We start from the raw sequence: 25,265 nt of genomic DNA, 5'->3' as shown, positions 1-25,265 counted from the left end.
GCACAGTGCCAGAAATGCCACCTGGGAAGGACGCGATCGCCTTCTGGCGATTCCCAATCGTCGCATCCGAGACTTGAACGAACGGCTGAGGGCGATCGCAAAGGAAGAAAATGTGACTTATCTCGACCTTTACCCCCTTTTTGCCGACGCCGATGGCAACATGAAGACTGAACTGAGTAGCGATGGTTTGCACCTGAATCCTCAAGGCTACTTAGTCTGGCGCAATGCACTCTTAGTCCTCGACCAATTTGTCCTCGAACCTGTCGCGTTGAAGTAAAGATACAAAGATACAGCTTGCCCAAGTTCCAGGAAGCTGACATTCTATGATCGATAAGGAATCAAGAATTTTATACAGTCATTCTGTAGGACACGCTGCATGGATACAAAAGCCTTCAAGCGATCGCTCCATAGTTCAGACAATTACCATCGCAAAGGATTTGGGCACGAGGCTGAAGTTGCCACTCAGCTACAGTCGGAGTATCAAAGTAACCTGATTCAAGAAATTCGCTCTAACAACTATCGGCTGCAACGGGGAGATGTGACCATCCTGCTAGCGCAAGCCTTTGGCTTTTGTTGGGGTGTAGAACGCGCTGTGGCGATGGCCTATGAAACCCGTCAACACTTCCCCGCCGAGCGCATTTGGATGACCAATGAAATTATTCATAACCCCTCGGTCAATCAGCGCTTGCAGGAGATGCAAGTAGAATTCATCCCAGTTGAGCAAGGGAAGAAAGACTTTTCCATTGTCGATAGCGGTGACGTGGTAATCTTACCCGCGTTTGGTGCTAGCGTCCAGGAAATGCAACTTTTGAACGATAAAAGCTGCAAGATTGTTGATACTACCTGTCCTTGGGTGTCTAAAGTTTGGAATACCGTTGAAAAGCATAAGAAGAAAGACTACACCTCGATTATTCACGGCAAGTATAAGCATGAAGAAACCGTCGCCACCAGCTCCTTTGCGGGCAAATACTTAGTCGTACTAAATCTAAACGAGGCAGAATATGTTGCCAAGTATATTCTCAACGGTGGCAGTCGCGACGAATTTATGACAAAGTTTAGCCGTGCTTGCTCTCCGGGTTTTGACCCCGACCGAGATTTAGAACACATTGGCATTGCGAACCAAACTACCATGCTCAAGAGCGAAACCGAGCAAATTGGCAAGCTATTTGAGCGCACCATGATGAAGAAGTATGGCCCTGCCCAGTTAAATCAACACTTCCAGAGCTTCAACACCATCTGCGATGCCACCCAAGAGCGGCAAGATGCCATGCTGGGGCTTGTCGAAGAAAAGTTAGACTTAATGCTGGTAATCGGTGGCTTTAATTCCTCCAACACCACCCAACTGCAACAAATTGCGATCGAGCGGGGCATTCCTTCTTATCACATTGATAGTGCGGCGCGAATTGGGCCGGGAAATCGGGTGGAACATAAGCCGTTAGGGCGGGATTTGGAAGTGGTTGAAAACTGGCTTCCCTCTGGAGCAATCGTTGTAGGAGTGACATCTGGAGCTTCCACGCCCGATAAAGTTGTAGAGGATGCGATCGAGAAGATTTTTGAACTGAAGACAGCAGTAGTTACCGTTTAGCTGAATGGCGCAAGCCCCACAAATAATAAATTTGGCACTCGGAGTAATGTCACTAGTGCAAGAAGGCAGAAGGCAAGAAAGTTTGTACAGTAAGCTTTTTAACCTTCTTCAAGTGGATAGTTATTTAGGCCACGCTGCACTAGGCACTTAGGTGAAATGGCACTGACTTAAGGGAAAAGTGATCGTTAGTTTGGGAAAAACCAAGATTGGGGGGGTTTCCCCAAACACCCTCCTCACTAAAGTTCCGGTACACAAGGGTTGGTTGGTGAGGTAGGAGAGTTCTTAAGTCAGTATCATTCCACTGAGGTGGGCAATACTTGTCAGCATTAGTTTATCTTGTTGGATGGGCATCTTGCCTGCCCTTTGGCATCGATTTTCTAAATTATTAACAGCTCCGTCAGTAATGAATAGATATAATGTCTTTTTCAACGCCTCTTTAACGGCAAATTATTTCTCACGATAGAGTTAGCTAGGACTTAATCAAGTCGCAAAAATTGGGCGGCAGCACTAATAAACTGATGTGCATTGAAATTCTATAATCTTCTCCCCATCTCTGCCCAGCTTTCCCAGCTTCTTCCCATGCAACTTGAAGGCCGATTAGCTTACTGTTGTAAGCGTTAACAGGCATTATTTGTGGGTCTTGGCAACGTGTTGATGCTTGGATGAGTTTAGTCCTAGAGCGCCGGTTCACTAATAATCAAGAGCCTGATTTTTCGTTGAAGATGAGCGCCAGAATGATCATTTTTCGTTATGGCTAGGATTACTGAACCGGCGCTCTAGTTCTGATGTTAATGAAGGGCGGCTTCCAGAATCTGGCCTTGTTCAGTACGGGCAATTTCGCCGGACCCATTGAATTAATCTAGAGTAATGAGGATGGACGCGAACGTGAGACACACACCAAGCATCCCACTCCGGAGCAAAGAGTACTGGGAGGAGAGTGCCAATCTGTATCGTTGCCAGAAGAATTCGTTCACAATTAGATAAGGCTCCCTTTGATTCCCCATCTAGTTTTTCTTTCAAGTGATACATGGTAGGGGAGTCGAGATTGTTATACTGCGACTGGGGAGATAGTTTTTAATTGGAATTCATTATAGGAAATGCAGCCCACTGACCCGAACAAGTTTACTGAAACGGCCTGGAAAGCGATCGCACAATCTCAAGACGTTGCCAAACTCTTCAAAAACCAAACGCTAGAGGTGGAGCATGTGGCGATCGCCCTGCTGGAACAAGAGGGGCTGGCGAATCAAATTCTCACCAAGGTTACGGTTGATGTGGCTCGGTTTAAGCAACAACTGGAAGCCTTCGCGAACCGCCAACCGAAAGTGAGTACGCTTGACCAGCTCTACCTCGGTCGCGGCTTGGATATCATGCTGGATAAAGCTGAGGCGTTTCGCACCTCTTTTCAGGATGAATACATTGCTGTAGAACATTTGCTTTTGGCCTTAGCCGAAGATGACCGAGTCGGACGCCGCTTGCTCAAAACCCATAATGTGGACACCCCAAAGCTAGAAGCGGCGGCTAAAGCCACACGGGGGAGTCAAAAAGTTACCGACCAAAATCCTGAAAATCGTTACAACGCCCTAGAGAAGTATGGGCGGGATTTAACAGAGCAAGCTAAAGCTGGGAAACTTGACCCGGTGATTGGGCGGGATGAGGAAATCCGTCGCGTGATTCAGGTACTCTCTCGCCGATCTAAGAATAACCCCGTTCTGATTGGAGAGCCTGGGGTGGGGAAAACGGCGATCGCAGAAGCCCTCGCCCAGCGTATCGTAAATGGCGATGTTCCCGAATCCCTAAAAAACCGCCAGTTGATTTCCTTAGATATGGGCAGCCTAATTGCCGGTGCCAAATATCGAGGAGAATTTGAAGACCGACTTAGAGCTGTCCTTCGGGAAGTCACTCACTCCGACGGTCAAATTGTTTTATTTATCGATGAATTGCACACCGTCGTCGGTGCCGGGGCAACCCAAGGAGCAATGGATGCAGGAAATTTGCTCAAACCCATGCTGGCACGGGGGGAACTGCGCTGTATTGGAGCCACCACCCTGGATGAGTACCGCAAGCACATCGAGAAAGATGCGGCACTGGAACGTCGCTTTCAACAAGTTTATGTGAGTCAACCGACGGTTGAAAATACGATTTCCATTCTGCGGGGACTCAAGGAACGCTACGAAGTCCACCACAACGTAATCATTACGGACTCGGCGCTGGTGGCAGCGGCGACCCTTTCTGATCGCTATATTACCGAGCGCTTTCTGCCGGATAAAGCCATTGACTTAGTCGATGAAGCGGCAGCCAAGCTCAAAATGGAGATGACCTCTAAACCGGTAGAGTTAGAGACGATTGATCGGCGGCTGATGCAGCTCAAGATGGAAAAACTGTCACTGGACGCCGAAAATCAACAGAATGGATTGCCAGGAGCCAGCAACGCCTACCGCTCCTCGCGAGAACGTCTTGAACGGATTGAACAAGAAATTCTCACTCTGGAAGAAAAACACACCACGCTGGAAGGACGGTGGGAAGAGGAAAAGAAACTTCGCGAAGAAATCAACAACCTGAAAAAAGAAGAAGACCAAATTCGGGTGCAGATTGAGCAGGCAGAACGCGCTTACGATTTGAATAAGGCGGCTCAACTTAAATATGGCAAGTTGGAGACGTTACAGCGCGATCGCGAGAGCAAAGAAGGTATGCTCTTAGAACTACAGGCAGAAGGGCGTGCCTTATCCCGTGAACAAGTCACCGAGGCGGATATTGCCGAAATTGTGGCGAATTGGACGGGAATTCCGGTTAACCGTTTGCTAGAGACGGAACGCCAGAAGCTATTACAGCTAGAAGGGCATTTACATCAACGGGTCATTGGACAAACTGAAGCGGTGACTTCCGTGGCGGCTGCGATTCGTCGGGCGAGGGCGGGAATGAAAGACCCCGGACGCCCTATCGGTTCCTTCTTGTTCCTCGGGCCAACGGGTGTGGGTAAGACGGAACTGGCAAGAGCCATTGCCCAATTCCTGTTTGACAGCCAGGATGCCTTAGTCAGAATCGACATGTCCGAGTATATGGAAAAACACGCCGTCTCGCGGCTTGTTGGTGCGCCTCCGGGATATGTGGGCTATGAAGAAGGCGGTCAACTCTCTGAAGCGATTCGCCGCCGTCCTTACTCGGTCGTGCTGCTGGATGAGGTGGAAAAGGCTCACCCAGATGTGTTCAACATTTTGCTGCAAGTCCTCGATGACGGACGCATCACCGACTCTCAAGGAAGAACGGTGGATTTTTCCAATACGATCATCGTGATGACCAGCAATATTGGCAGCGACCATATTTTGAATGTGGCTGGGGATGATTCGCAGTACGAAGAGATGCGGAAACGGGTGACGACGGCCTTACGCAAGCACTTCCGTCCCGAATTTGTCAACCGTGTTGACGACATCATCATCTTCCACACCTTAAATCGTGGTGAATTACGCCAAATTGTTACCATTCAGCTCAAACGGATCGAACGTCTATTAGCTGACCAAAAAATTAAGCTTGAACTTTCGTCAACAGCTCAAGACTACATCGTTGAAGTCGGTTACGATCCGGTATACGGGGCGCGTCCACTCAAACGAGCGATTCAGCGAGAACTGGAAAACGCGATCGCTACGAAAATCCTAGAGAATACCTTTGTCGAGGGAGACACTATTATCATTGATTGTGTCGATAACAGCCTTACCTTTAGTAAAAAGGTACCGCTAAGCTTATCAATCCTCCAAACTCCTGGCTGATAGAGCTTGAGCTGGATTCTCAACAAACGAGGAAACTCATTGAGTTATCTGTTTAGCAAGTCAGATAGCATTGGATGCATCAATCATACCAAGTGGCATTCAAACGTATAACTCTCTCTTTCTCTTCCCTCAGAGTTCTCTGTGCCTCTGTGGTTTGTTAAATTCTACTAAGAGCAGCAACTCAGTATCACAGATGCATCCACGCCATATTATTGTGGCAAGAATTATCTTAGGCAAGATGCTCCTATGGATCTTTTAAAGCTAGAAAAAATCAGGGAGAGTCTCCAGAATTCTCTAGAAAAAATTACGCCATTCGAGCAGTGTGCGTTACTAGATTATCCGGATTATTTCAATATCGGAGATCACTTGATTGGTCTGGCTACAATTTTTTACATCACGGATGTAATCAAAGCCAAAATTAACTATATTGCCAGCATTGATGATTTCTCTGAGCAACGGCTAGAACAACGGCTTAGTAAAGAAGCACCGCTCATTTTACAGGGTGGCGGAAACTTAGGCGACCTTTGGCCTCATCATCAGCTATTTCGCGAACGCATCATTGCCCAATATCGCGATCGCTCAATTATTATCATGCCGCAGTGTATCTATTTTACCAATGATGAAAATTTAAATAGAGCAGCAGCTATCTTTAATTCACATCCCAATTTAACACTGTTTACACGGGATGATTATAGTTATCAACTAGCTTTGAACCATTTTTATAACTGTCAGGTTATCAAAGCACCGGATATGGTGTTTGATATGGCTAATATGCCGATGCCTGCTTATCAATTCAACTCCAAGCGTCCGATTCTTTATCTATGTAGAGATGATACCGAATTAGAGAAAATCTTCTCACCGAGTGCTTTGGGGATTCCGAATTTAGTGGTTCAAGAGTGGGATAACTCGCCAAAACAATGGATTTACCGAGGAAGAGGACGGTTCGGAGAACTCAAGGAATGGTATTGGCGTCTTCCCGGTATGGTTTTACTCGTTCGGGAAGGTTGGCAACGCGGGTTAGCTCATCCTAAACAATGGCTTCCCCGGCAAAAATGGGAACGATTTCATCCCTATGCTCGTAAATTTGATGGAATTTCCGACTCATTTATTCCTCGCTTCTCGTGGAGTTTGATGCACGCTGGCGTCTATCAATTACTTCAAAGTCGTTTAGTCATTACAAATCGGTTACACGGTCACATTCTCTCGACTTTACTCGGAATTCCTAACATATTATTGCCTAATTCCTATTATAAAAATGAGGCGTTCTATGAAACTTGGACGTATCAAATCCCTTATTGTAAATTTGTCAAACAACCTTCACAAGTTAAAGAATCAGTTGAAGAACTGCTATCCCTATTCGCAGGGTCATCTAAATAATAACTGAGAGAATATCTACTATGGTAACTGTCTCTGTAGTTATCCCCGTTTATAATGGCGAGAAAACGATTCAAGAAACCATTACATCCGTCTTAAATCAGACGTTCCAAGATTTTGAGTTAATCGTCATTAATGATGGTTCTAAAGATGGTACGTTAGAGGTTGTATCTAGCATTCAAGACCAGCGATTGCAAGTCTTTTCCTACCCCAATGCTGGTTTAGCGGCAAGTCGTAATCGAGGAATTTATCATGCTACCGGTGAATATATTTCTTTCATAGATGGTGATGACCTGTGGACGCCTGATAAGCTAGAAGCGCAGTTAAACGCACTTCTAGAAAATTCCAAAACCGCTGTTGCTTATAGCTGGACTGATTATATTGATGAATCCAGTAATTTTTTACGTCGAGGTGGCTATTTAACAGCTAGTGGTGATGTTTTACCCAAGCTTTTAGTGATTGATTTTTTGGAAAATGGCTCTAACGCATTGATTCGTCGGCAGGCTTTAATCGAAGTGGGTGGCTTTGATGAATCACTGCCTGCGGCTGAAGATTGGGATATCTTTTTGCGGCTGGCGGCTCGCTATCCATTTGTGGCTGTGCCTTCTCCTCAAATCTTATATCGATTATCTGCCAAGTCAATGTCTGGTGATGTGGCTAGGCAGGAAGCCGCTTGTGTGAAAGTTTTAAAGCGAGCTTACAAAAAGGCTCCTCCATCCCTACAGTACTTGAAAAAGTATACCTGGGCTAACCTTTACAGATATCTAACCTTTAAAGTTTTAGATGGACCGACTACTCGAAAACGAGGCTTACTAGCGGCTAAATTTATCGGAAAATTAATCATGAATGATGAGGATTTTCTAAAACTGCCTGCTATGCGCAAAGTGATGCATAGAGTAGCTTTGTGGATTTTATATCCCCCTAAAAAAGCTGAGGAAATTATTTGGCAATCTCCTCCTCTTCCCCATATCCACAAAGATTTGCTGAGGTACTTCAAAACTGATGTTCCTTAACCGATACGTCATCTGCTAACTGGAGCTAATATGCCACTGATCTCAGTTATTATTCCGGCTTACAATGCTGAAAAGACAATTCAAGAAACGATAGACTCCGTCTTAAATCAAACCTTTCAGGATTTTGAGATTATTGTCATTAATGATGGGTCGCAAGATAAAACATTAGAGCTTGTCAATAGTATCAAAGACCCTCGTTTGCAAATATTCTCTTACCCCAATGCCAAGCAAGCAGCTAGCCGCAATAGAGGAATTTCTCACAGTACAGGTGAATTTCTGGCGTTCTTAGATGCTGATGATTTGTGGAAGCCTGACAAGTTAGAGGCTCAACTCAAAGCACTCCAAGACAACCCTGAAGCTGCCGTGGCTTACAGTTGGAGTCAATGTATTGATGAAAAGGGATATTTTTTACGGGAAGCCAGTCAAAGTACTACTAGTGGGGATGTTTATGCCAAGCTCTTGTTATGTGATTTTTTAGACAATGGATCGAATCCTTTGGTTCGTCGCCAAGCTTTAGAAGAAGTGGGTACTTTTGATGAGTTGCTTCCCCCAGCAGAAGATTGGGAAATGTGGATACGATTGGCTGCACGCTATCATTTTGTAGCTGTACCATACCCACATATTTTGTATAGACAGTCCCCTACGTCCGCCTCTGCCAATTTACTAAGAATGGCAGAGGCTTGTGAGCGAGTGATTGAGCTTTCATTTGAGCGTGCTCCTGACTCGCTACAGCATCTGAAACGCCACAGCCTTGCCAATTTATATCGATTTCTCGCTTACAGGTGTTTTGAACGCTTCCCAACGCGATCGCGTGCCTTAATCGCGATAATGTTTCTCTGGGGTGCTGCTACGAATGACCCCTCACTCCTACGTAGGAATATAACCTGGAAAATGCTGTTAACGAGTGTGCTGGTATTGCTCATAACCCATCGATACGCCTACAGAGTAGCACACAGAACAAAGCAACTCCATAATTTCCATACGATACTGTTTCTCATGCAACTAGAACCTTTTTAAATATGCCCCTAGCTTCTGTTATTATCCCTGTTTTTAACGGTGAAAGAACCATTCAAGAAACGATTGAATCTGTTCTAACCCAAACGCTCACAAATTTTGAATTACTGGTTATTGATGATGGTTCCCAAGATGGGACATTAGAGATTGTTGCGTGCATCCCAGACTCCCGCATTAAGGTCTTTTCTTATCCCAATGCGGGTCAGTCTACGAGTCGAAACCGGGGAATCGAATTAGCAAAAGGTGAGTATGTCTCCTTTATCGATGCCGATGACTTGTGGACACCCGATAAGCTAGAAGCACAGTTGAAAGCTTTGCAAGCCAATCCTAAAGCTGCTGTGGTTTATAGTTGGACGGATTGGATTGATGAATCGAGCCAGTTATTAGGTAAAGGTAGCTACAATACCGAACAGGGAGAGGTTTTTGCCAAACTTTTATTGAATGATTTTGTAGCCAATGGTTCTAATGTTTTAATTCGGCGAGATGCCTTAACTGAGGTTGGCGGATTCGACCCCTTAGTAACGCCTGCCGAAGATTGGGATTTGTGGCTACGGTTAGCAGCTCGTTATGAGTTTGTTGCTGTGCGATCGCCACAAATTTTATACCGAATTTCTCCTCACTCAGCGTCGTTTAATGTATGGAAGATGGAGGCATCAAGCTTACGCGTCATTGATAAAGCGTTTGCTGTTGCACCTGAATCTTTACAGTATTTGAAGCCGCAATGCCTCGGTAATCGTTATAAGTATCTTACATTTAAGGCAATTGAGGGTTACCCAGAACGCAATAAAGGTATAGCAGCTATTCGGTTTCTGGGGAACGCCATCAAAAACGACCCCTCTTTACTGAGAGCGAAAGTTATCTGGAAGGTATTGTTTAGAATTGCGGCAATAACTTTCTTAACGCCTAAATTAGCTCAGGCTGTTATCAATAAATTTAAACCTTTATCGAATACTACAACTCTCTTAGGATATATGAAATTAAACACTGTTTAAGTATACCTGCTATCAATACTAAAAATGCCATTAATTTCGGTTATTATTCCCGTTTACAATGGGGAAAAAACAATTAAAAATACCATTGATTCTGTTTTAATCCAAACCTTTCCTGATTTTGAACTAATTGTAGTTAATGATGGTTCCCAAGACTCAACTTTAGCAGTGGTTAACGAGATAAAAGATGCTCGTATCAGAGTATTTTCATTTCCAAATTCAGGGGTTTCTGCCAGTCGTAATCGCGGACTAGCTGAAGCGAAGGGAGAATTTATCTCCTTTTTGGATGCTGATGATTTGTGGATACCGGATAAACTCGAAGCACAGTTGAAAGCCTTGCAGGAAAATCCTCAAGCGGCTGTGGCTTATAGTTGGAGCGACTGGATTGATGAGTCGGGTCAATTTTTACGCGTTGGGGGTCATATTACAGTCAATGGTAATGCTTACGAAAAGCTATTGTTGAGAGATTTTGTGGAAAGTGGTTCTAATCCATTAATTCGCAGACAAGCCTTAGAGGAAGTCGGAACATTCGATGAATCATTAGCATTCGCTGAGGATTGGGATTTATGGCTCAGATTAGCAGCCCGTTATGAATATGTAGCCGTTCCTTCTGCACAAATTTTATATCGAATCTCTCCTGAATCAGCCTCATTTAATGTCTGGAAAATGGAGGCAGGAAGCTTGAAAGTCATTGAACGGCATTTCGCCCAAGCTCCTGAATCTCTACAGCATCTGAAGCGAGAAACTCTGGGTAGCCGCTACAAGTACCTTATGTTTAAGGCGATTGAAGGAAATTTAGAACGGAAAAAAGGCTTAGCTGCGGTTCGGTTCCTTTGGCAGGCAATTAGATATGACTCTTCGATGCTGCGACGCGTAAAAATTATGTTGATAGTAATCGTTAAAATTGCGGCAGCTATTGTACTCCCTTCTCAACAATCCCAATCTTTATTAGATCTAGTTAAGAAACGCTCTAGCTCTCGATCGCCATCTTAAGTTACTTAAATTAAAGACTAAAAATCCTGAACACAACCCTAAATATGAACTTCTCCCTCATTCTTTTCTCTCCGTGAACTCTGTGTTCTCTGTGGTTAATCCAACCAAACTCCGAACCCAATCAGATTACTCTATCAATGGCTAATTTTATTCTGATTATTGATCCCGACCCAGAACGGCGATCGCACTATATAAAAACGATAAAGCCTCACCTACCACTCGTAGAAGGACTGAACACCAATTCCTGCTCTACCGGGGACTTTGACGCCATCTGGGCAGCATCCCCCCACGCTCCTATCAGCTACCTCGCGGACGAAGGAGGAGCTGCTATGGTTTGGGGAGAAGCCATTGCTCAAACCAGCTCAGAGCGAATTGACGCTTCAACGCTAAGAACTCTATGGAAAACTTCTCCGAATCAAGTCTTACGGACCTTTGATGGCTTTCATGCCGTAGCCGTTTATCACCCTCATCTGGGTTTAAGCGTTGCCGCAGACCTGCTCGGTCTGTTCCCGATTTATTACTATATTCATAATGATGTTGCCTTAGTGGGTTCGAGCCCCCAACTCTTCAGACACCATCCACTTTTTCAGCCAGTCTTTAACCCCACAGGGCTAGTAGGAATTTTACTGACGAATGGTATATTTGATGGGCAAACCTTATGGCAAAATGTCCGGCGTTTAGAAGCAGGACATTGCTTAACTTGGCAACCCGCAACTGCCCCCAAAGAGACGAGACAATATCAAATTCCAGATGATACAGGCGAATATACTAATACTTCTTTTGTCCAGCAGCTCGATATTTTAGACCAAGTCCTTGATCGCACAATTGCTCGTCATGCACCCACAGGTAATCGTTATAGCCTGTTCCTCTCCGGGGGACTCGACTCCCGAATGCTGGCAGGGTTCCTGCATCGGCAAGGTGTTGACACTGTTACCTTAACTGTCGGTAGGCGCACCGACTTAGAAATGGAATGTGCGATTCCCGTTGCTCGTACCCTTGGTTTTAAATACCACACCACAGCGCTTCCCTATAACCAATATCCTGTGTACGCCGACTTAGTTGTGAATTGGGAGCATCTGGCGAACGGCTGTGATAGCGTTATAGGTTTAGGTTGGGGGGTGGGTTCCTCTCTCAGAAATTTAGCACCTAGGGTGATTTCTGGCTTTTTACTTGATCGCGTCATTGGCGGTAAATCCACTTACTATCTCTCGGAAAAAGCCCTATCCTTTGACAGCTTCTTTCCCCAAGGCATTAATCGTTGCGGGTTTGCTCCCCAATTACTAGAGAGACTGCTCAGACGAGACGTGTTTGGTGACTCGGTGCAAGAACGATGCGATCGCATCCGTTCGGTTTACGAAAGCTATTCGGATGTAGAATTCAAGCGAACCTGGTGGTTTGAGCTTTACCATCGACAACGGCTGCTCATCGGCTCGGTTGCGGGATGGCAACTCAGTTTTGGTGCTTGGCCGGTGCTGCCTTGTCTAGATTGGGACGTGCTGAAAACAACAGCGGCATTACCCGTAGAATCCCTGGCTCAGCGCCGTGCCCAATATGAATTAGTCCGCACACGATTTAGTCCACTCGCTCAGCTACCGTTGGATCGCAACGACTTTAACACAGAACCGCTCGAACTCACGGGTAGAGGTCAACGCTACATTCGCCGCTTCTATGAAATGCAGGCCAAATGGCGACAGTTTCAGCAGCAGAAACTAGGATATGAACGACGCCACTACTACCGAACGTTCGATCTGAATAACCCAGGATGGCGATTGGTACGGCAGCAGGCAGAACCTTATCGGCAACAAGGGGGGCATCTCTTCCATGAAGAGGTGTTGAATGAATTACTACCCCCTCCCAATCAGCCGATACAATTTGCGCTCGACCCAATAACTGAATCCTCTAAGCTCAAAGTTTTACTTGGATTTTTACTCTGGTCAAAAGCTAACTTTTAAAAGATAGGACTTACGCAACGCCTCTACCTCTATTTGTAGGGTGTGAAAGCGCATAGCGTAACGCACCATGAACTCGATAGATGAAGTAGCTGCGTAAGTCCTCAATAGTAGACTTCTTGCATAAGTAACTTAGCGTTGAGAGATAAATACTAGTGCGACCAAAGAAAAATTAAATAAGAGCAAGAAGTCTAATGGCTAATTTTATTCTGATTGTCGATCCCGACCCAGAGCGGCGCTCGCATTATATAAAAACGATAAAGCCTCACTTGCCCCTTGTAGAAGGTCTTTCCACCAATTCCTGCTGTAGTGGAGACTTTGACGCCATCTGGGCGGCATCACCCCACGCTCCCATCAGCTATCTTACCGATGAAGGAGGAGCTGCGATCGTTTTGGGAGAAGCAATGAAGAGAGATAGCTCAGAACGCATCAACGCTTGCAGCCTGAGAAACTTATGGAAGAGTTCGCCAAATCGAACCTTACTCCCATTTGATGGCTTTCACGCTCTAGCGGTTTATCATCCTCATCTGGGTTTAACTGTAACCGCTGACTTACTGGGGCTGTTCCCAATCTACTACTACACTCGCGGCGATGTCCTACTCGTCGGTTCTAGTCCTGAACTGTTCCGATACCACCCGCTGTTTAAGCAAGTATTTAACCCTGCTGGGCTGGTAGGAATTTTACTAACTAATGCACTCTTCGATGGGCAAACTTTGTGGCAAGATGTCCGGCGTCTGGGAGTTGGCTATTTACTCAGTTGGCAACCGGGCACCGAACCAAAAGAAATCAGACAGTATCAAATTACAGACATTGACGGCGGTAGCGAATATGCGGCTGTGCCTTTCGATGAGCAAATTGACATTTTGGATGGAGTGATCGACCAAACGCTCTCTCGCCATGCACCACCTGATCAGCGATATTGCCTTTTCCTTTCGGGGGGACTTGATTCCCGAATGTTGGGTGGGTTTCTCCAGCGACGCGGTGTTGACACAGTTGCTTTGAGTGTCGGCAGGCGCACCGACTTAGAAATGGAATGTGCGATTCCAGTTGCTCGTACCCTTCGTTTTGAACATCACACCACAACGATTCCATTTGAGCGGTATCCTTTATATGCTGATTTAGTTGTCAACTGGGAGCATCTCGCGAACGGTTGCAATACTATTATGGGTTTAGGTTGGGGGATTAACTCCTATCTGGGGAACTTAGCGCCCAGAGTAATTACTGGCTTTTTACTCGATCACATCATTAGTGTCAAATCCTTCTATTATCTCTCAACAAAAAAGCTGTGCTTTGAAGATTTCTTTCCCCAACGTATTAATCATTGTGGGTGTGCGCCGCAATTGCTAGAAAAACTGCTCAAAAAAGAAGTGTTTGGGGACTTGGTGCGAGAACGATGCGATCGCATTCGCACGGTTTACGAAAGCTATTCTGATGTAGAATTCAAGCGCAGCTGGTGGTTTGAGCTGTACCACAGAAAACGGTGTTTGCTCGGCTCAGTCGGTGGCTGGCAACTCTGCTTTGGAGCGTGGCCGATTCTGCCTTGTCTTGATTGGGAGATGCTCAAAACAGCAGCCACTTTGCCCCTAGAAGCGCTCCAACAACGCTGCGCCCAATATGAGTTAGTACGCACTCGATTTCCACAGCTAGCAACGCTACCTTTAGATCGCAACGCCTTTAACACAGAGCCTTTCCAACTCACGGGTAGAGGTCAACGATACATTCACCGCCTCTATCAAATGCAGGCAAAATGGCGACAATTTCAGCAGCAGAAACTAGGATATGAACGACGCCATTACTACCGCACCTTGGATCTGAATAACCCAGGATGGCGATCGGTACGGCAACAGGCAGAACCGTATCGGGAGCAAGTGAGGCATCTCTTCCATGAAGAGGTGTTGAATGAATTACTACCTCCTCCTGATGAGCCGGTACAATTTGCGATCGACCCAATAACTGAATCCTCTAAGCTCAAAGTTTTACTTGGATTTTTACTCTGGTCAAGGAATTACCTCTAATGCGTCAAACTCACCTGTGGAGAGAAGCTGCCGTCGAAGTTGACGGTGAAACGACTGTCTGTGTCACCATCGAGGCACCCAACCAAGATCGCCGCCAACTATGGTATCGGCTTCCCATTCAGTACAGTTCTCTGATTACCCCAAGCTGTGACCCCTTCGTCGTTGCTACTATACTTCTGTTCATGCGCTGGTCAGCTCCCGTCGTAGTGCACGGTCAAGTCTCTCCCTCACTGCTCCAAAATCTTGAGGAATTTCAAGCCGCTTGGCTCTGCTGGCATCCAAGTTGGTATCAAAAAATTGAAATAACAGCCGAGGTAGAACGAGAAATACCAGAAGTAGCTCTCTCAGACGAAGCCATTACGACTTTTTCAGGCGGTGTTGATAGCTGCTTTACAGCTTGGCGTCACCGAACGGCGCATTGTGGTAGACAGCAGCGCAATCTGCAAACAGCAGTAATGGTACATGGGTTTGATATTCCTCTAGAGCAAAAGCAGGCTTTTGATAACGCTGTGGCGAAGTCGAGGGAGATGCTATCCAGTTTAGGTGTTGCGTTAATTCCAGTGGCAACCAACTTTCGGGAACTCGATCAAGATTGGGAAGATGCTCATGGAGCTGGAATCGCTTCTTGCCTAATGTTATTGCAACGTGGCTATAAAACAGGTCTGATTGCTAGCGGTCCATCTTATAAATCTCTAGTTCTGCCTCAAGGCTCAAATCCAATAACTGACTCATTCTTATCGAGCAACGCATTTCAAATTATTCATGATGGTGCGGGTTTTTCTCGCCTAGAGAAAATTAAAGAAATTGCTCAGTGGCCAGAGGCTTTGCAAAACCTAAGAGTGTGCTGGGAAGGTTCCCAGCTAGACCGCAATTGCGGGCAGTGTGAAAAGTGCATACGTACTATTCTCAGTTTTCGAGCTTGGGGAATGAGTTTGCCACCCTGCTTCGAGAAAGATGTCACAGATCGCCAGATCCGGGACATTAGAGTGAAAAAAGCTCAGTTAGAGGTTGACTTTGTTCCCATCCTGAAATTAGCGAAAGCTATGGCTCTTTCTGGCTCTTGGGTCAGTAATTTAGAAAAGTGTATTGCTGATAATCAGCGTTGGTACGTCCTAGAAGAACGCAAGGCATCTCTACAAGAGGCACGAGAGAAACGTGAGGCATGGCTGAAAAAGCATTTACCACCAAGAGTGCGAAGGCAATTGGGAAAGCTGCGATCGCGTCTATCCCCTAAATAAGGAAACCATATCAAAGATGCTGACAAAGGCTGCAAGAGTAAGGTAAATTCTACAAAGTAGGAAAATTTAAATCCCTCTTATAGGGGAGCCGTAGAATCAAAACTTGTGCAGTCGCAGTTTTCGTGCGCCATTCATCAGGGAGCAAAAACTTATGAAGACCGAGCTAGAAAAAGGGATCAATAACGACCTAGAAATAAAACTTAATAATGGTCATTTTTTTGTCTTCCATGACTTTACCGATAAACAGTTTTATTATGATTCCGTACAGCAGATAATTTTGGATGGAATTGAGAAAATTGAAGGTATGGGATGCCGTCAAGCTATTGAAAAAACTGGTCTAGCTACCTTACACGAATATTTCCCTGTAGATAAGCTGATCTATTTGGATATCTTTATTAGAAAGCATATTCGACAACTCTTAATTGAGATGGCTTACTCGTTCTGTAAAAATGACTTGAGATTGTCAACGGAATTTTTTCTGGCTCCAGATACCTTTGTGGTTAAAATCTGTTACCCTTTTGAAGTGGCTATAAAATCAAAAGTTTCCTATGCACAATATGTAGATTACAAGAATCAGCAATTAGCTGAATCGCAACCATTCAAACTCAAAAATTTCCTAAAAAAAATTAAATCTAAAACCAAAAAAATTATAAAAAAAACTCGCTCTTCGGTTAGTTATCACGATCGTTATCCCTATGCCGCTAATACATATGGCCCTCATTTGGATAGTTGGTATGGTGCGCCATTAGATGGGGTAAATCTTTGGTGGTCGATTACCAGCGTAAGAGAGGATAACAGTGTGATTTTATATCCTGAAACATTTGGTAGGTACATTCAGCATAAACCAGAATTTGGTTATATTCCTCCTGGAAGTACACTACCTAAACCTCATAAAGTAGAAATCCCTGATGGAAGCATTTTGGTATTCAATTCCGATCTATTACATGGAAGTCACTTGAATATTTCAAACGTAACAAGAATTGCGATCGCCCCTCGAATAAGCCTACAAAAACCTAAATTTAATCCTGAGGCTTCCGACCGCGAACTTAGTGGCTGGTATTCTTCTGAAGATATTGCTAAAGGAGTTTATGGAAAGCTGATTAAGTTTCCCAGAAAAGATAATGGAGGCATACTCTATGAAGGTAGACAAAAGCCCTATGTAGAGAAACGGTTATCAATGACACTAAATTATAAAATTTTTGCAGGAAGACCAATTGCTCTGTGTCCTTCTGATACTCTTAGCGTTGGCGAAAAGATGCTAGTTAATTTCCAGAATGAAAGCATAGTCATTTTCAGAATTTTTAAAGAACTTCGAGCTGTGAGTGCGTTCTGTCCCCACCTCAACATTAACCTAATTGATGGGTTTCATGATGAACAACACATTCATTGTCCAGGACATGGAGTCGCTTTTTCATTAGCTGATGGTTCATCAAAGTGTAGTTTACTGAAGCTGCAGGTTTATACAGTGTATGATCGCGACAATAAAATATTTATAGAGAAAGCCGGAAGTCGGTTGGATGCCAATCTCCACAAAAGTTATTTAACTGAGGTCTAACTCAGACAGTTAGAAAGATAGGGGCAACGGCTGCCATCAATCAGCTTGGTGATATTTGTTAACAGCGAAATCAGCAGTCCAGAGCAAATGTAATGGATAAGCTAAGCTGTTGCCCCTCTAACTTGCACTTTTTGACCGCTAGAGTCCTTACGATGAGGTATTCCAGCAGGAAAAGTAAATAACCGACGGCTTGCTATGGCATCCTAAAGGCAAGCGGAATGCAATTGGGCACACTAGCTGAACTGAAAGGTTCAGGCTTTACCTGGACAAAGACTAGAGGAAAACCAGCACAAGAAAGCTGACTTCCGGTTCAGGTAGGGAAATCCGAATCACCTGTAGGGGGTAATCCGAGGAACAAAACCCTCTGAGATCGCACAAAATCACACTTGAAGACCTTTTAAATCACTAAACTACACCCATGACGATCCTAGAACAGGGCAATATCACTATTCATACTGAAAATATCTTTCCCATTATCAAGAAGTCGCTCTACACCGACCACGAAATCTTCTTGCGGGAACTGATCTCTAATTCCGTCGATGCCATCCAAAAATTGAAAATGGTCTCCTACGCTGGGGAAGTTGACGGTGAGTTGGAAGAACCAGAAATTGTCATCACCATTGATAAAGACAACAAGACTCTATCTATCTCTGATAACGGGATCGGCATGACCGCCGATGAAGTGAAAAAATACATTAACCAAGTCGCCTTCTCCAGCGCCGAGGAATTCATCCAAAAGTACCAAAAAGACGCTGACCAACAGATTATCGGTCACTTTGGTTTAGGCTTCTACTCCTCCTTCATGGTGGCGAAGAAGGTGGAAATTGATACCCTCTCCTATAGAGCAGGATCACAAGCCGTTCACTGGTCTTGTGACGGTTCCCCAGCGTTTGAGTTAACCGATTCCACTCGTACCCAGCGTGGGACGACTGTCACTCTGACCCTTCAAGACGAGGAACAGGAATACATTGAGTCGATGCGGATTAAGCAGTTGGTGAAAGCCTACTGTGATTTTATGCCCGTGTCGATCAAGCTGGATGGCGAACAAATTAACAAGCAGCGGGCACTGTGGAAGGAATCGCCGCAAAACCTAACCACAGAAGATTATTTAGAGTTCTATCGTTACCTTTACCCGTTCCAAGAAGACCCGTTACTGTGGGTGCATCTGAATACTGACTATCCCTTCCTGCTTAACGGCATTCTTTACTTCCCCAAACTCAAGCCGGATGTGGATGTGACAAAGGGTAATATCAAGCTGTTCTGCAATCAGGTATTTGTCAGCGACCACTGTGAAGAGGTGATTCCCAAATTTTTGATGCCGCTGCGGGGGGTGATTGATAGCCCGGATATTCCCTTGAACGTTTCCCGTAGTGCCCTGACCAATGATCGCACCGTGCGGCGTATTGCGGATTTCATTGCCAAAAAAGTCGGCGATCGCTTAAAGTCTCTCTACAATGAAGGGCGCGACGAATACATTCGCTGCTGGCAAGATGTCGGCACCTTCGTCAAATTTGGCTCCCTCAACGACGACAAGTTCAAAAAACAAGTCGAAGACATCATTATTTATCGCACCACCTATCAGCCAGAATCTACGACAGGCGAGACGCCTGCGGTAGCTGAAACTCCAACCGTTGAGGTGCAATCCCAAGAGGGGGATGCGTGGCAAGAGGTGACTTCAACCAGCACAGAAGACAATCCCAAATCCAACATCCAAAATTCAACATCGAACTACACTACCCTCAAGGAGTATCTAGAGCGCAACAAGGAACACCACGAAAACCGTGTTTTCTACTGCAACGATGAAGCTTCCCAGGCGACCTATGTAGAATTGCACAAAAACCAAGGTCTGGAAGTCCTGTTTATGGACTCCTTCATCGACCCTCACTTCATCAGCTTTTTAGAGCGTGAGTATTCGGATGTCAAGTTCTCGCGGGTAGACTCTGACTTAGACCAAACCCTGATTGACCAGGATAAAGAGAAAGAGATTGTTGACCCCAAAACCAACAAAACCCGCAGCGAAGTCATTAAAGACCTATTTGAGAAAGCACTCAATAAACCCAAAGTCAACATCAAAACTCAAGCGCTGAAGTCGGATGATGCCCAAGGAACACCACCCGCGATGGTGTTGTTACCGGAAGCGATGCGGCGTCTGCGGGAGATGACAGCGCTGCTTCAGCAGCAAAATGCCGAGTTCCCGGAAGAGCATGTCTTGATTGTGAATACTGCTCATCCGCTGATTGAGAATCTTTATGATCTGAGCCAGGGAAGTATTGTTCAAAGTAGCGGTCAGTCGCCTTCTGCGGAGTTGGCTAATCTAATTTGTCAGCATGTCTACGATTTAGCCTTGATGGCTCAGAAAGGGTTCGATGCCGAAGGAATGAAGGCGTTTGTTGAGCGTTCTAACCAGGTACTTACCCGCTTGACGCAACGTTAGGCACACAGAGTAGTAGTGATGGTGGGTGGCAAAACCCACTCTAAAACCTAACCCCCAGCCCCCTTCCCTACCAGGGAAGGCTTACGGTGTACACACATCTCCTGATCGACCTCAAATGCTGCATGGAAGCCCCCCTAGCCCCCAATAAAAAAAGGCTTCGTCCTCTGTCCTCTCCCCTCTTAGGGGAGAACGAGAGGGGTGGGGGGAACTGGAGCTTCAAAGTCCCCCAAAGTTGGGGGATGCGAGGGGGCGAGCTCGCCTGATACACAAACCAGAAGACTTGTGTGTACACCGTAGACCAGGCAAGGGAGAGAATTCAAAGCCTCCCTCCTCTGCCCTCACTCCCTCAAAGATATGATGGATGACGGACTACTATCTGGAGATTAACTATGGGACGCAAATGTCAGCTGACTGGGAAAACGGCAAACAATGCTTTTGCCATCTCTCACTCTCACCGCCGTACCAAGAAAGTACAGGAAGCTAACTTACAGTGGAAGCGTATTTGGTGGCCCCAAGGCAACCGTTGGGTTAGACTACGGCTTTCGACTAAGGCAATCAAGACCTTAGACAAGCTGGGTTTGCAAGCAATGGCGAAGCAAGCTGGGATTGACCTGAATCGCTTGTAAGATGTTGTGATCGGCAAGCCTCGGCGGTCTTCGCAAGAGTGCGATCGCTCTTCTCAATCAATAGACCTCTTGCATAAATCATGAAATGCCCCCTAAATCCCCCAATTCTGGGGGACTTTAATTCTTTTTTCCCCCTAATTTTGGGGGTTAGGGGAGTGATAATTCTATTTGTGCAGGAGGTCTATTAGGTAAGGGGACTGCATACCGGGCTCCTACAGAATTTCCTTGGATGTTGAATTGAATTTGATATTTTTCGTCGGGGTGATAAGTTTCCCCAACCAAGTGGGTAGCATAAGTCCAGTTAGCCTATCGCAAACTGGTCGTTAAGCTGTGTTCAACTGTATTACTACTTTTAAAATCATTTGTCAACCCTAAGCCGATCTAAAAATATCCGCTTTTGGAGACATAGACAGATAGAGTCCTCCTGACTCCAAAATATTTGGAGAAGGATTAATCACAAAAGGAAATCAGGCTTCTCAGCTGAGTTTCTGATTTCTGCTTAATAACAGAGCGAAGGATGGCGATCACCACAGTATATCGTTTAGCGATTACTCTAGGAACTAGGGGTGTGAGCCATTTGCCAACTCAGCGCCAATCAGCTTAACGCCAGGGTACTGCTCTTAAACTTCAAAACTATTCAACGCTTGACAGGAAAGTCACCATGTCAACTCGCAAAAAACCAAATAATTTTGTCCAGCGTCTCCTCAGAAGGCTTTGGCGATCCTTTAATGCTCTCGCCAATGCACTGCTCAATTGGGTTTTGCGCAGTTTCCGGGTAAACAAACACCGCTCACGCCAAAGTCAAGCGGGTTTTGTGCTACCGACAGTGGTGATGGTGCTACTGGTGGTGGCACTGCTGACGACGGCGATCGTGATTCGGTCGTTTGACCGCTCCAAAAATGCCAGTAACTTTCGGGTGGATCAAGCCGTTCTGAATGCGGCAACCCCAGCGCTTGACCGTTCTAGAGCCAAGATAGAGCGCTTGTTTTCTACGGAAGAAAACCGCTTAACATCAAAACCGCCTCAAGAGGGGTTGAACTACGACGAAACCGGGACTATTTCTGAGGTGCTGAGTCAGAAGGAGTATATCTTTGGTGATGAGACTCAGCTTAAATTGGTGTATGACATTGACGGCGGCGCAATTGACAAAAAAGAGCAGCTTAAAACGGCTTGGAAGTTCCCAGTAGATACCGATAACAACGGCAAGTTTGATAGCTTTACCCTCTACGGCATTTATTTCCGAAATCCACTTCCTAATGAAAATAGACCTAGATCGCCTCTAGAAGCTAGGGCACGTCCTCAAGCGGTGGGAGTAAGTAGCAGCTGTGAAGCAGCAGGCAACGGCGCAGCCAGCGATACTCAAGGGTGGTATGAAACAGATGGTCAGTTGAAAAAAGCGTTCTTTACTTATGTGGCGAACGTTCCCATCACGCAAGTGGGTAGCTTAGATCCGGCAAAGTACGAACCGTACACTGGCAACAAAAGCTTTTCTGCCCTGGAGATGCAGCAAGACCAAGGGCAAATTTCACTAGATAATAATGCTGTGTGGTACAACGATGACTTGGTCATCTCCAACGTGCCTACCTTCAGGCTGAATGGTCGAATTCATACCAACAGCAACTTAATGCTGGCTAATAATAGTGACCTAGAAATTATCTTCTACCAAGTCAGCAGTCCCGATTCCTGCTACTACAACGCCGAGAACGCCAAGATTATTGTGGGGGGTCATGTCGTCGCTGGGGATATTACAGGTGACGCGCAAATACCTGGCACAGCAGGGAATAGTACTAATAATTTGGTTAAAATTCACCTTTTCAACAGCCCTGTAGCTGCGAGTTCTCTAGCACCCAGCACCCCTCCGGGCTTAGTTGACTTTGTGAACGAGGGCAATAGCACGACATCATTAAAGCCTGCCGAGATAGCGACTAATAGCAATGCCTATGAAACACGCCTGAATGCATTAGTAAACGAGGCCATGCGACGTTTTCCGGCGGATTATCCAAATCTCTTTCCTGACGAAGTAAAGACAAATTTTCAAGGGAAAATTGGCAACAGCTTACCAACAGATGCTAAAAATGCAAGCATCCTCAAGCAGGTTCTAACCACTTACTTTGCCGAACGCCTTCGCCGTGTTTCTTATAAGGAAGTGCCTGTTAACGCCGACCCATTGGTGACCACGACCGAACCAAGCCCGTGGACCACATTTAAAGCTGGCGTATTTGCAGCCCCGGTAGACTGGATGTTGTATAACCCGGCAAATTCAGCTGATTTACTCACGAAGCCATCAGATTCTGGGCCAGGAATAGAATTAGAGGCCACTATTCCTCCACTCCCCACACCGAATAAACAGGAACCGAAAATTGGCGATCGCATTTCAGTTGGCAATAGCTTACCTCGTCGATGGTGGAACCCGGCAAAAAATGAATATACCAAAGCTAAACAGCCACAAGACATCCCTGGTGCGGCTCCAAGACAGCGTGTAGGTCTTGTCGAACAACTAGATGACTTGGGCGATACCTCTCGCGGTGGTTACTGGGAGCGAGCGGCGGCACTTAGCGGCGATGAATTTCAACAACCAGCCATTAAAGAACTCGCGGGTGGTTTACGGGTTGTTACGGGTGCGGGAATTTATATCGATGGGGAAGACCCTGCTGCTGGAGGGACGGGAAGACGTGGGTTTGAGTCGTTCTTGCCGCCTCCACCTACAGCATTAGAACTCCAACAGATGGCGACTGCCGATCCGGGAAGCATCAAGCTCCCCAAGGATATCCGGAATGCGACGCCAACTGATTTGCAAGAGGTTAGGGTAGTGTGGCCTGACACAATGCCCATGTCTGAGTGGAAGGATACTAATGGCAACAACCAGTACGACCCTGGCGAAGTCAAAACAGGCGACCTGCAAATGAGGGCTACAGTGGTTTATCACTCTGACGTAAGCTCAGGCCCAAACCAAAAGCCGATCGCTTGTATCGCTACTTTATACAACCCCACTAGTGCAAAAACAGCACAGAACCTAAAGGCTCTGCTTAAAGATCCAGATCATCAACTTACAGCTTCACCTGATGACCCAACTGCACCAGACCTGGGGCTATCAATCAATGGCCTCAATTACGCAGTGACTGACTGGGAAAGCGTAAGCCCCAAACTGTACAGGCAAGCGCATATGATTTTCCCAGATGGGCGCTGGGTGAACAAACCTCTTAGAGATGCTGTGCTTAAAGCTTCAAGTAATTGGACTATAGCGGATAAATCTGCTATTCACGCTGCCAATTGTGCGCTAAAAATTCTGGAGAATCCAGCAGCCGTCAGCTCCAGTCCGGTGCCGGATTTTGCCATCAAAGAGGAGGCCTTTTTGGATGCCAGACAAATTAAAGCAATCCACAAGCGCAATACGATTGCAAATTCCTTAGGAAACTTGGAGCCACTGAAAGAGGTCAATGCTGCAACAGTTGATTTTAATCAATATCATCGAACCAAATGGGAATCCATCAGCAATCCAGACAAGCAAAAGATTGCTGACCTAGGTGAACTCAACTTCAACTTCCAAGAGCTTAAGAAACAGGTTCCTAACTACCCCTTCTACTCTTTGCCCATCGAGCAGCGCCAGCCTCTGGAAATTCGGGTAACGCAGATCGATCTAGATCAACTAAAGAAAAAAGTCGGTACGGACAATTACCTGCTGCCCAACAGTGGCATTATCTACGCCAGCCGAGATGACTCACTGCCCGACATCAGCGATTTCAATCCGGATACGGACGGAGATAAGGGTTCTTCAGCCACAGACTTCTTGCTCGACCCTACCCGTCGCCCCAATGGCATCCTACTCGTCAAAGGCGCAAATCTAGCGCGGAAAAATACGTACGACATTAAAGAGAAGGGGTTAATTCTCGCTACCGACTTGCCGGTTTATATCAAGAGTCAAAAGATCTCAGGTAATGCTCTAGGCGGGTTTAATCTTCACCTCAAGCCAGGCTCAAATGATGTCCAAGAAGAGTTCACTGTTGGGGTGACTCCTAACTACGAGAATTTCTACACTCGTGTGGGTAGCACTTTGAATAAAGAGTTTGCTGTTCGTCCACCTCAAAACGGAGCTACACTCGGAGACCAGTGGCGAGCAGCCAGGATTCTTTCGGATGCTGTAACGCTATTGTCCAGTAATTTCCGGTTTGGCTACCGGAACGAGGCCGACTATGACCTGAACAACAATATCGGTAACTTAGCTGTAGAATCTCGCCTGAAAAATGGCTTCTGGTGGAACGCTTTTGCCACGAATGGTGAATGGGTAGATCCGACGAATGGATATCCCAAAGACTTTGATACCGCAGCGGGAATTCAAGGAAGCACCTATGTAACCAATGGTGTAACACCCATCCAGCGTCGGGCGAAATTCCCAGAGTACAAGATGGAAATTTGTCGGAAACTCCCCGTAGCCGCCTGTGGGCCGGGAGATTGGAAAGCAACGGAGAAAATAGATACTAATAATGATGGTGTGCCGGATACGGACATACTCATTGGTGGTACGACAGCTCCATCTCCAGCAATAGCGCCTCCCCTAGGCGATCCAACAAGAATTCGCTATGTAGCGCCTGCTGACCGACGCTATCCCCGTCGTGTTGCCTTTCAGCGGAATAATGAGACTGGAGAACTCATCGTGCCAGATGCTTGTACGGGTGATGCGCCCGCCAACTGCAAGGCAGTACCCATAGGAACTACGGCTTC

15 protein-coding genes are annotated in these 25,265 nt (G+C 45.9%); all 15 read left to right on the top strand.

The features are described from left to right. On the top strand, positions 1-277 hold a 277-nt coding region (locus V6C93_RS24655), incomplete at its 5' end, for a GDSL-type esterase/lipase family protein (protein ID WP_333479317.1). Between the two features lie 99 nt (positions 278-376). Continuing rightward, complete coding sequence (locus V6C93_RS24650) at positions 377-1,585, top strand: 4-hydroxy-3-methylbut-2-enyl diphosphate reductase (protein WP_333479316.1); 1,209 nt, start codon at positions 377-379, stop codon at positions 1,583-1,585. Between the two features lie 1,097 nt (positions 1,586-2,682). Next, the gene (gene clpB, locus V6C93_RS24645) at positions 2,683-5,346 is read left to right on the top strand and encodes an ATP-dependent chaperone ClpB (RefSeq protein ID WP_333479315.1); all 2,664 of its coding nucleotides are present in this window, start codon (positions 2,683-2,685) and stop codon (positions 5,344-5,346) included. Positions 5,347-5,592: 246 nt separating this feature from the next. After that, a complete protein-coding gene (locus V6C93_RS24640) occupies positions 5,593-6,723 on the top strand; it encodes a polysaccharide pyruvyl transferase family protein (protein WP_333479314.1) in 1,131 nt (376 codons plus the stop codon). 20 nt (positions 6,724-6,743) lie between these two features. Then, positions 6,744-7,733: a glycosyltransferase gene (locus V6C93_RS24635; RefSeq protein ID WP_333479313.1), complete on the top strand. Its 990-nt coding sequence runs from the start codon at positions 6,744-6,746 to the stop codon at positions 7,731-7,733. A 30-nt stretch (positions 7,734-7,763) separates the two neighbouring features. After that, positions 7,764-8,750, top strand: coding sequence for a glycosyltransferase (locus V6C93_RS24630; protein WP_333479312.1), 987 nt, complete (start codon positions 7,764-7,766; stop codon positions 8,748-8,750). A gap of 2 nt (positions 8,751-8,752) precedes the next feature. Further along, the gene (locus tag V6C93_RS24625) at positions 8,753-9,739 is read left to right on the top strand and encodes a glycosyltransferase (RefSeq protein ID WP_333479311.1); all 987 of its coding nucleotides are present in this window, start codon (positions 8,753-8,755) and stop codon (positions 9,737-9,739) included. A gap of 24 nt (positions 9,740-9,763) precedes the next feature. Next, positions 9,764-10,729 (top strand): glycosyltransferase, encoded by a 966-nt coding sequence (locus V6C93_RS24620; protein WP_333479310.1) that lies wholly within the window; start codon positions 9,764-9,766, stop codon positions 10,727-10,729. Positions 10,730-10,866: 137 nt separating this feature from the next. After that, positions 10,867-12,681 (top strand): asparagine synthase-related protein, encoded by a 1,815-nt coding sequence (locus V6C93_RS24615; RefSeq protein ID WP_333479309.1) that lies wholly within the window; start codon positions 10,867-10,869, stop codon positions 12,679-12,681. Between the two features lie 191 nt (positions 12,682-12,872). Then, positions 12,873-14,693 carry an asparagine synthase-related protein gene (locus V6C93_RS24610; RefSeq protein WP_333479308.1) on the top strand — a complete coding sequence of 607 codons (1,821 nt, stop codon included), beginning with the start codon at positions 12,873-12,875 and terminating at the stop codon, positions 14,691-14,693. After that, positions 14,693-15,931, top strand: a complete 1,239-nt coding sequence (locus V6C93_RS24605) for a hypothetical protein (protein WP_333479307.1) — start codon at positions 14,693-14,695, stop codon at positions 15,929-15,931. Before V6C93_RS24610 ends, V6C93_RS24605 begins: the two co-directional genes overlap by 1 nt. A gap of 151 nt (positions 15,932-16,082) precedes the next feature. Then, the gene (locus V6C93_RS24600) at positions 16,083-17,486 is read left to right on the top strand and encodes a Rieske 2Fe-2S domain-containing protein (RefSeq protein WP_333479306.1); all 1,404 of its coding nucleotides are present in this window, start codon (positions 16,083-16,085) and stop codon (positions 17,484-17,486) included. A gap of 418 nt (positions 17,487-17,904) precedes the next feature. Then, complete coding sequence (htpG, locus tag V6C93_RS24595) at positions 17,905-19,920, top strand: molecular chaperone HtpG (protein ID WP_333479305.1); 2,016 nt, start codon at positions 17,905-17,907, stop codon at positions 19,918-19,920. Positions 19,921-20,309: 389 nt separating this feature from the next. Then, positions 20,310-20,546, top strand: a complete 237-nt coding sequence (gene rpmB / locus V6C93_RS24590; protein WP_015184846.1) for a 50S ribosomal protein L28 — start codon at positions 20,310-20,312, stop codon at positions 20,544-20,546. A 661-nt stretch (positions 20,547-21,207) separates the two neighbouring features. Beyond that, a partial coding sequence (gene hpsA, locus V6C93_RS24585) for a hormogonium polysaccharide biosynthesis protein HpsA (RefSeq protein WP_333479304.1) occupies positions 21,208-25,265 on the top strand: 4,058 nt, incomplete at its 3' end.

The sequence above is a fragment of the Allocoleopsis sp. genome (genome assembly GCF_036703385.1).
In the GTDB taxonomy this organism is placed as follows: Bacteria; Cyanobacteriota; Cyanobacteriia; order Cyanobacteriales; family Coleofasciculaceae; genus Allocoleopsis.
This window is presented reverse-complemented; position numbering and strand designations above follow the sequence as displayed.